Here is a 9,252-nt window from a genome sequence, read left to right as displayed (position 1 = left end):
CTACTTCGCCGAGCAGCGCCAGATCCAGCGCCGGCCCCTGCCAAGCACGAGGAGTCCCATGACCATCCCCTCCATGATCGCCGCCGACTACGGCGTGATGGGCGACATCCTCCGCGAACGGGCCGCCGAAGCCCCCGCCCGCCCCGCCGTGATCATGGAAACCGGCGAGACCATCACCTACGCCGCCTTCGACGCCCTGGCCGACCGCGTCGCCGCCGCCCTGCAGCGCGACGGGATCGCACCGGGCGAGGCCGTCGCCGTCTGCGCCCTGTCCTCGATCCCCTATGCGGCGCTGTTTCTCGGCGGCCTGCGGGCCGGGGTCGCGGTCGCGCCGCTGGCCCCCTCCTCCACGCCCGAGGCCATAGCCGGCATGGTCGCCGACAGCGGCGCGAAACTGTTCTTCATCGACGCCGGCGTGGCGCAGGCGCAAAAGCCCGCCCCCGTCGTCGCCCGCACCATCGCCCTGGACGGCTCGACCGCCGGCGAAGCCTTCGACGCCTGGCTCGCCCCCGAAGGCGCCGCGCCGACGCCGGTCGAGATCGGCCCCGAGCATCCGTTCAACATCATCTATTCCAGCGGCACCACCGGCGCGCCCAAGGGCATCGTCCAGTCGCACGGCATGCGCTGGAAGCACGTCTTCCGCGGCGACGCCGTCGGCTATGGCGCCGACGCGGTGACCCTGCTGTCGACCCCGCTCTATTCCAACACCACCCTGGTCTGCTTCTTCCCGACCCTGGCGGGCGGGGGGACGGTGGTGCTGATGAGGAAGTTCGACGCCGGCCGTTTCCTGGAACTGGCCCAGCACCGCCGCATGACCCACGCCATGCTGGTGCCGGTGCAGTACCGCCGGCTGATGGCCCACCCGGACTTCGACAGCTTCGACCTGTCGACCACCCGGCTGAAGTTCTGCACCAGCGCCCCGTTCGCCCCGGAGCTGAAAGCCGAGGTTCTGAAGCGCTGGCCCGGCGGCCTGGTCGAATATTTCGGCATGACCGAGGGCGGCGGCACCTGCATCCTCATGGCCCACGAGCACCCCGACAAGCTGCACACCGTCGGCCAGCCCGCCCCCGGCCACGACATCCGCCTGATCGACGAGGACGGCGCGCAGGTCGGTCCCGGCGTCGTCGGCGAGATCGTCGGCCGCTCGGCCGGCATGATGAACGGCTATCACGGCCAGCCCGGCAAGACCGCCGAGGCCACCTGGACCTCGCCCGAAGGCCTGTCCTTCATCCGCACCGGCGACGTCGGCCGCTTCGACGCCGAAGGCTTCCTGACGCTTATGGACCGCAAGAAGGACATGATCATCAGCGGCGGCTTCAACATCTATCCCAGCGATCTGGAGGCGGTGATCGCCGCCCACCCCGACGTGCTGGAGGCCGCCGTGGTCGGCGTGCCGTCCGACGCCTGGGGCGAGACGCCGGTGGCCTTCGTCGCCCTGCGGCCGGGCGTCGCGGCCCAGCCCGAAACCCTCCGCGCCTTCGCCAACGCGCGCCTGGGCAAGACCCAGCGCCTCTCCGACCTCGTCCTCGTCGACGCCCTGCCCCGCAGCCACATCGGCAAGGTGCTCAAGCGCGAACTGCGCGACGGGTGGACGGCTCGATAAAGCCCTCTTCCATAGGGAGAGGGAGGGGCCCGCCGCGCAGCGGTGGGAGGGTGAGGGGTTTCACCGTCGGCAGGTAAACCCAAAACCGCCGCGCCTCATCCGGCGAGTTTGTCACCTCTCACCCTCCCACGCCTTGCGGCGCGGGTCCCTCCCTCTCTCTTAGAGAGAGGGATCAAAAAGCGCTCTCTACCTCAACGGCAGAAACAGCTCCGCCGCCGTCCCCAACTCCGGCTCGTCCAGGAAGAAACGCTGGCAGTAGATGGGGAAGTCGCGCATCTCCTCGCCGCTGGCGGGCAGCCAGTCCCGGTAGAGATAGAGCGCCGCGGGCTCCAGGTTGTGGGTGTCGCCGGTCACCCGCAGCACCGCGCAGCGCCCGCCGGGGATCTCGCCCGCCTTGGCCCCCTCCTCGACCGGCCGGTCGTCCAGCAAGCCGACGCAGAGATCCATGCGGTAGTCGGCCGGATCGGCCGGACGGCGCTCGGAATGCCAGATGTTGAAGGTCGGGTTGGTGCGCGGCGACAGCCCCGCGCCTTTGCGCCAGGCGATGAACCGCTGGATGGTCGCGTCCTGGGTGTCGGGGTCTCCCCGGTGCTCGAAGATCGCCACGCGTGTCGGCGCCACCTCGCGGATGGTCACCTGGTCTGGGTTGAAGGTCGTCTGCATGATCCTGCTCCTGGCTGCGTTGAGCGGCCCGAAGGCCGCGAGCCACGGCGCCCAGTCGGGCGCTTTCCTGAAATCCGACGGCGACTGCGAAAACCTCTGCCGGAAGGCGCGGGCGAAGGCGTCGGGCGCCTCGTAACCGGCCTCGAGCGCGATGTCGGTGACGCTGGGTCCCTGCCCGTCGGCCAGCCGTTTCGAGGCCCGCCGCAAGCGGGCCAGCTGGACGTAGCGATGCAGCGACACCCCGAAGGTCGCCTTGAACTGCCGATGGAAGTGGAACTTGGAGAACGCCGCGACGCTGCTCACCGCCTCCAGGTCCAGATCGCCGTCCAGATGCTGGTCTATATGGGCCAACACCCGCTGCATCCGGGCCTGATAGTGGTCGAGCGCCGTCGTCATCATCCTCGTCCGTCGTGACGATCCCAACCTGGCGCGACCCGCCGTCGCACGCTCGACCGATCTTGCGGTCTTTGGCGCGGCGGATCTTCCACCTTTGGAAGAGCCCCTTCGCCGATTACGCGAAAAACCCGGAAAATCCACACTCTACGCCGCGACGGCGCGCCGCATCGGGGCCTGCCGAGTCACTCGATACGGTCAGTTAACCATCAGGCGTCGTCGGGGCGCCGGGTTCTCGGAAGCGTATCGCATGCCCTTTCTCACCGCCGCCGTCCTGGCGTCGCAGCCGAGCGTTCCCGCCTCCGACGCGCCGATCGATTTCGACGCCGTCAGCCGCGCCCTGGCCCCGAACGGCGCCCTGAACGGGCGCCTGGCCCAGCGCTTCTCCCGTCCCACCGCCGTCCGCGCCGCCGCCGACCGCGCCACCGCCACCGCCGACCTCCTGGCCGCCCAGGGCGCCCGTCCCGGCGGCGTCTGCATCGTCTCGGCCCTGGCCAACCGCGAGACCCTCGAAGGCGTCGCCGCCGCTGGCCTGACGCCGTGGCTGGTCGACGTGGATCCCTTCACCTGGATGGTCGACACCGCCCACCTGCGCGAGCGCCTCGCCGAGGCCCCCTGCCCGCTGGAAGCCATCGTCACCACCTGCGCCTTCGGCCGCGCGCCGGACCTGGCCGCCCTCGCCGCCTTCCAGGTCGAGACCGGCCTGCCGATCGTCATCGACGCCACCTTCGGCTACGACGTGATCATGGACGCCCCGGTGCCGGTGGTCGTCGGCCTGCCCGGCGGAGACGGCGTGTTCGTCGCCGCCGAGGACGCCGCGCTGATCGCCCGCCTGACCGCCCCGGTCTTCGAAGGCGACGCGGGCCTGGCCGGCTGGGCCCTGAAGCGCCAGCAGCTTGCCACCAACGCCCAGCGCCTGCGCATGCTGCTGCTCGGCTCGCCGATCCAGTTCCAGCCCGGCTGGGGCCTGTCGTGGGTGTCGAGCGCCTGCGTCGTCAGCGTCGCCGAGGGCTGCGCCCCGGCCGTCGCCGCCCTGCTGGCCGTCGAAGGCCGCTTCGTCACCTGCGTAGGCGTGCGCGACCCCGAGGCGGCCGCCGACGCCGTGCCGGTCGTCGACCACCTGGCCGGCAAGATGCTGGGCCTGCCCTTCGCCGCCGACCTCGACATCGCCGACCTGGATGATCTGGCCGAAGCGGTTCGGCGGGCCGTGGCGCAGGTCTGAGAAAACCTTCTTTTCGAAGGGAGCTTTGCGCTCTCTTTTTCAAAGTCATCGCCCGCTTCATGCGGGCGACCCAAGCTGACCCAGCCACAACCTGATCCGCCGCTTGGGTCGCCCGAACAAGTCGGGCGATGACTTCCAAGAAAATGTCGCGGCCAACAGAAAGGCCGGAACCTGCCTGACGCGGGGGGCGGCCAAGCGGGCTCCGGCCTAGAACGACGACCCGCTGGAGGAAACAGCCGATCGCCGCAGTTCCCCGAGGCGGGGATCTCGAGCAGAAGGCTAGAACTTCTTACGCAGGCTCAGCTTGTAGGTCCGGCCCAGCGGATCGCCGGTGAACGGGTCGTAGCCAAGGTCGAGCCGGGCGTAGGACGGGTCCTTGTCGAACAGGTTGGTGATCGCCACCGTCGCCGTCGCATCCCGCGGCAGGATCACCCGATAGGCCAGGTCGGTCAGCACCTGGGCGTCGATGGTCTTGCCGTTGGCCACCGTCACCGCCGCGCCGGTCGTGTCCTTGTAGGCCCCGGTCGCGAAGGGCGCCGTGCGCTGGTCGGTGTACTTGCCGATATAGTGCACCGTCAGGCGCAGGTTATGATCGCCCCGGCTCCACTCGGCGAAGACGTCGCCCTTCCACTGCGGGATCGGCACCACGGTGGTCTGGTAGTTCAGCAGGCCCACGGCGTCGAAGGCCTTCTCGACCACCACGCCCTCGACCGTGGTCGCCCCCACCTCGTACTTCTGGACGTAGGTCGCGTTGCCGCCGACGCTCAGCTCGCCGCCCAGCACGCCCTGGAAGGCGTAGTCGGCCGAGACGTCGAAGCCCGAATTCTCGATCGGCGCGCCATTGATATAGAAGGTCTTCAGCCGCGCGATGCTGGTGGTCGGCGTGCCGCACGCGCCGTTGAAGGTGAAGCGGGCCTGTAGCGCGGCATAGGCGCTGTTTCCGCAGTTGTTGGTCCCCGCCGCGCCGTTCGGATAGAGCGCGCTGGTGATGCCGGCCACCGGCTCGGCCACGATCGGGTTTTTGAAGTCGAACCGGAAGTAGTCGACGCTGGCCTTGAAGGCGCCGGCCTTGAACAGCAGGCCGAAATTGTAGGTATTGGCCTTTTCGGGCTTCAGGTCCGGATTGCCGAAGATGTCGACCGCCCGGAACACGCCCAGGATCCCTTGCAGCGAGGTCACCGAGGTCGTGGTGGTCAGCGGGTCTGGCGGTCCGCGGAAGGTCGAGCCGGCCGAGGCCCGCACCGCCATCCACGGCAAGGCCTGCCAGCGCACCGAGGCCTTGGGGTTGAAGGTCGAGCCCACCGCCCCGCCATAGTCCTCGTAGCGCGCCGCCAGCTGGGCCTGCACCGTCTCGGTGATCGGCAGGCTGAGCTCGCCGAAGGTCGCGATCACGTCGCTCTGGTTATCGGCCGGCGTGTTGACGCCCAGGAACATGAACGGCCCGTTCCGCGCCGATCCGATGCAGCTGGTCACCCCATAGTCCGGGGTGTTGATGCACGGATTGATCAGGGCGTTGCTGATGTCGTTGAAGGTCGAGGTGAAGTAGGTCCGTCGGTACTGCACGCCCGCCGCCCAGGCTATGTCGCCGCCCGGCAGGGTGATGGCCGTCTTGCCGTTCAGCACCGCCTCGGCCACGAACAGGCGCGAGGTCTGCTTGGTCGTCAGCTTCTTGAAGAACCAGTCGGTCAGTTCCTTGCTGTTGGCCAGGCCGGAGACGTAGCCGGGGTTGGCCACGCCGGTGATGGCGTTGCCCGGGATCGCGCTGGCGAAGGGGTTGTAATACAGGCAGCCGCCGACGCCCGGCGTGCCCTGCACCCCCGCCGTGTTCGGGTCGGTGTCGCAGTTGGGTCCGCCCAGCCCGCGCAGCGCCAGGGCGAAGCGGTTGACCAGGGTGTCGTAGCCGGTGCGGATGCCGACCTCCTGGGAATAGGTCACCGCCGCCTCCCAGCCGATCCCGTTGCCGAACTCGCCCTTCAGGTCGGCCGAGACGCGGTAGGCGTCGAACGAACGCGAGCCGATCGACGGGCCGTAGCCGAAGGCCGGGTTGCCGCCCAGGCCGTAGGGCCGGTTGGCGGCGTTGATCGCCCCGAAGGCGAAGATGCTGCTGGGCACGGTGGTCTGGGCGCCGGTCCCCAGGCCGGTCAGGGTCACGGTCGGATTGGCGGCCATGAAGGCGATCAGGCCCGGATTGGTCGCCGGCACGTAGTAGCGCCCGACCAGGGTCGGGGCGGCGGCCACTTCCGAGGTCGGCACGGCCAGGGCCGCGTACGAGGGCGAGGTGTTCCAGTCGGGCGTGTCGGTATGGGACCACAGGGCTTCGACATGGAACTTGGTGGTGTCGGAAAGCTCGGCGTTGATCTCGCCGTAGACCTGCACGGCGTTGGACTTTTCCACCAGGTTGTCGAACGGCGTGTAGTGCCAGTAGCAGACCGGCGTCAGGCCGCTGAAGCCGGGAAAGCCGCCGAGGCCCGCGCAGGCCGGGTCGCGCAGGGCGTTGGTCGGGCTGGCGGCCGGGATGAAGGTCGAGGGATTGCCCGCCGCCGACCAGCCGGCTTCGGGATTGTCGAGATAGCCGCGATTGGCCCAATCGCGCTGGGCGACGCTGAGCTTGGAGCGGTGCTGCCAGCCGACGCTGACCAGCATGTCGCCGTGATCCCACTGCTTGCCGTAGGTCAGGTTCAGGCCGTAGTCGCCGTCCGAGCCGTCGATGGCCCGGTAGTCGGCCCCGACCTCCAGCCCGTCGACGTTCTTCTTGGTGATGAAGTTGACCACGCCGGCGATGGCGTCCGAGCCATAGGTCGCCGCCGCCCCGTCCTTCAGCACTTCCAGCCGGCCGATGGCGGCGGCGGGGATGATGTTGGTGTCGACGATGCCGGCCCCGGCCGAGGCCAACGGGTTGATCGCCAGGCGCCGGCCGTTCAGCAGCACCAGGGTCCGCTGCGAGCCCAGGCCCCGCAGGTTCACCGAGCCCGAGCCTTCCGAGCCCTGGGCCCGGCTGTCGAACTGGTTGGTGTCGCCCAGAACCCCGCTCGACACCGACAGCGACTTGATCAGCTCGACGGTCGAGGGCGAACCCCGCTTCTGCAGCTCCTCGGATCCGATGACGTCGACCGGCAGGGCCGCGTCCTCGGGCGTGCCGCGGATGAAGGAGCCGGTGACCACCACCTCCTCGACCTGAGTGGATTCAGCCTGCTGGGCCCTTGCCGTCCCGGCGACGCCGAGCGCCGCCGCCAGCGCGCAGGCCGAGCCCGCGCGCAGATAGGTCTTCCTGGTCATTTCCCTCTCCCGGTCTCTCTTCTTTTTTCGGAGCGCTTGGGCGAGGACGGATCTCTCTAGAGGTCGGGGTACGCCTCCACGCGCCAAGGCCGCGCACGGTCGCCCGCCGCCTCGCCTTCGCGCATTTCGAAAATTGGAGATGCGAACCTAGACGCCGACACCTTGGGATTCCCCTCTCGCCGGATACTTTGTACGCAAAGCTATTTTCACTACTCGACCCCAGGGCGAGCCGCCTCGCGGCCGAGAGTCGAACGACTGTTTCGATGATTGAGTATGTTTTTCAAAAACGCAACAGCCTGCACTCTTGGAGCAAGCTGACGGTGCGGAAATCTCTGTGCGGGAGCGTCGCGGCCGGTTGACGGTCAGCTGACGGATTTCGGCGCCGCCCATGCCAAAAGCAGCGTTGTCAGCTACGTAGTGACCGCAACCTTGGGCGAATCCGGCCGCACAGCGGCGAGACAGGCTTTTTTCCTGTGAGTTGCCGCTCTAATTGAGCGAACGACGGTCCAGTCTGGCCGTTATGGGTCGGTTGTCCGACAGTGGGGTGAGTTCCAGATGAGTTTCGACGCGACCGCGAACGGCCGACGCTCGCGCCTGCGCCTTCCGGCGCTGGCAGGCGCCAGCCTGGCCGTCCTGGCTCTGGCCGGCTGCAACACCACAGCCCCGCGCACGCCCGACACCCGCCTGCCCGCCGCCTTCGAGGCGCCCGCCGGAACGCCCCTGCCCGCCGCCGGCCTCGATCGCTGGTGGACCCAGTTCAACGATCCGCAGCTCGACGCCCTGATCCTCACCGCCCTGGAGCGCAGCCCCGACGCCCGCAGCGCCGCCGCCGTGCTGGAAGAGGCCCGCGCCGTCCGCAAGAGCAACATCCGCCAGCTGTTCATCCCGTCGGGCCAACTGAAGGGCGCGGCCAGCCGCAAGCACACCGACGTCCTGGACCAGAGCGGTGGGACCAGCTTCACCCTCGGCGGCGACGCCGACAGCTACAGCGCCAATTTCGACGTCTCGTGGGAGCTGGACTATCTGGGTCGCCGCAAGGCCGGCCTGCAGGTGGTCAACAACGACCTGGCCGCCGCCCGCTTCGCCTATGAAGGCGCCCGCGCCGCCCTGGCCGCCAACGTCGCCCAGTCCTATTTCGAGGCCAAGGGCCTGGCCGTACAGCTGGCCGACGCCCGCGAGAGCGCCCGGATCAGCCAGTCGCTCGGCGACCTGGCGACCAAGAAGGCCAGGCTGGGCCTGTCGGCCGGGTCAGAGGCCGACAGCGCCGCCGCCACCCTGGCCCAGTCCGAAGCCCAGGCCGCCGACCTGGAGGCCCAGCTTCAAGCCACCCGCCGCAGCCTGCTGATCCTGGTCGGGCGCGGGATCGACCCGCTGGCCAGCCTCGACGTCGAGGCCGCCCTGGCCGCGCCGCCGCCGGTCCCCGCCGCCGTGCCTGGCGAACTGCTGGCCCGTCGCCCCGACGTGCGCGAGGCCCAGGCCCGCCTGGCCTCAGCGGCCGGCAACCTCAAGGTCAACCAGCTGGCCCTGTTCCCGACCTTCACCCTGGCCCCCGGCGTCGGCTGGGCCAAGAGCGTCTCGCCGGCCTTCCCGATTGCGACTACCACCAATCCCAATTCCACTGGCGGCACGACCTCGACCACAACCCGCTCCTGGACCCTCGGCGGCAACGTCTCGGTCCCGCTGCTCAACATCCCGCAGCTGCTGGCCGAGATCGACGCCCAGGACGCCCGCACCGAGCAGGCCGCCGTCGCCTACGAGAAATCGGTCCAGACCGCCTATGGCGAGGCCGAGAACGCCATGGCCCAGCTGGCCTCCGACAATCGCCGCGTCGCCCTGCTGAAGGCCGGCGAGGCCCGCGCCGCCAACGCCTACGCCGCCAGCCGCAAGGGCTACGGCCTGGGCCTGGTCGACCTGACGACCAACCTGCAGAACGAACAGACCTGGCGCAGCGCCCGCAGCGCCCTGACCGGCGCCCAGACCCAGGCCCTGCAACGCGCCGTCCAGACCTACAAGGCGCTCGGCGGCGGCTGGTCGCCGAACGCCCCCGCGCCGCTTCCGCCCAAATCTTCCGACCGCGCCTCGCGATGAGAACCCC

Annotated in this window: 4 protein-coding genes and 1 pseudogene; 3 read left to right on the top strand and 2 right to left on the bottom strand. The window is 69.4% G+C overall.

Annotated features, from left to right (window positions below):
• The first annotated feature begins 58 nt into the window (after positions 1-58).
• The gene (locus I4Q42_RS23265; protein ID WP_198578479.1) at positions 59-1,603 is read left to right on the top strand and encodes a class I adenylate-forming enzyme family protein; all 1,545 of its coding nucleotides are present in this window, start codon (positions 59-61) and stop codon (positions 1,601-1,603) included.
• 186 nt (positions 1,604-1,789) lie between these two features.
• Here I4Q42_RS23265 and I4Q42_RS23260 read toward each other — a convergent pair whose 3' ends face one another.
• Positions 1,790-2,662, bottom strand: coding sequence for an AraC family transcriptional regulator (locus tag I4Q42_RS23260; protein ID WP_198578478.1), 873 nt, complete (start codon positions 2,660-2,662; stop codon positions 1,790-1,792).
• A gap of 247 nt (positions 2,663-2,909) precedes the next feature.
• Here I4Q42_RS23260 and I4Q42_RS23255 point away from each other — a divergent pair, with 247 nt between their 5' ends.
• Entirely contained in the window at positions 2,910-3,881 is a 972-nt protein-coding gene (locus I4Q42_RS23255; protein ID WP_198578477.1) for a DegT/DnrJ/EryC1/StrS family aminotransferase, read from the top strand.
• Positions 3,882-4,160: 279 nt separating this feature from the next.
• On the opposite strand, the pseudogene I4Q42_RS23250 reads toward I4Q42_RS23255, so the two are convergent.
• Positions 4,161-7,459 (bottom strand): annotated as a pseudogene (locus I4Q42_RS23250) (TonB-dependent receptor).
• A 253-nt stretch (positions 7,460-7,712) separates the two neighbouring features.
• Between I4Q42_RS23250 and I4Q42_RS23245 the strand changes: the two are divergent.
• Positions 7,713-9,245: an efflux transporter outer membrane subunit gene (locus I4Q42_RS23245; protein ID WP_198578475.1), complete on the top strand. Its 1,533-nt coding sequence runs from the start codon at positions 7,713-7,715 to the stop codon at positions 9,243-9,245.
• The last annotated feature ends 7 nt before the right edge of the window (positions 9,246-9,252 follow it).

Origin of the sequence: Caulobacter hibisci, assembly GCF_016135805.1 — a bacterium.
GTDB classification, from domain to species: Bacteria; Pseudomonadota; Alphaproteobacteria; order Caulobacterales; family Caulobacteraceae; genus Caulobacter; species Caulobacter hibisci.
Note: the sequence above shows the minus strand (reverse complement) of the source record. Positions and strands in the feature narration are given on the sequence as shown.

Bases quoted from the DNA above. Each gene is read 5' to 3' on its own strand.
- I4Q42_RS23265 (WP_198578479.1), top strand. From the start codon at position 59: ATGACCATCCCCTCCATGATCGCCGCCGACTACGGCGTGATGGGCGAC.
- I4Q42_RS23260 (WP_198578478.1), bottom strand. From the start codon at position 2,662: ATGACGACGGCGCTCGACCACTATCAGGCCCGGATGCAGCGGGTGTTG.
- I4Q42_RS23255 (WP_198578477.1), top strand. From the start codon at position 2,910: ATGCCCTTTCTCACCGCCGCCGTCCTGGCGTCGCAGCCGAGCGTTCCC.
- I4Q42_RS23245 (WP_198578475.1), top strand. From the start codon at position 7,713: ATGAGTTTCGACGCGACCGCGAACGGCCGACGCTCGCGCCTGCGCCTT.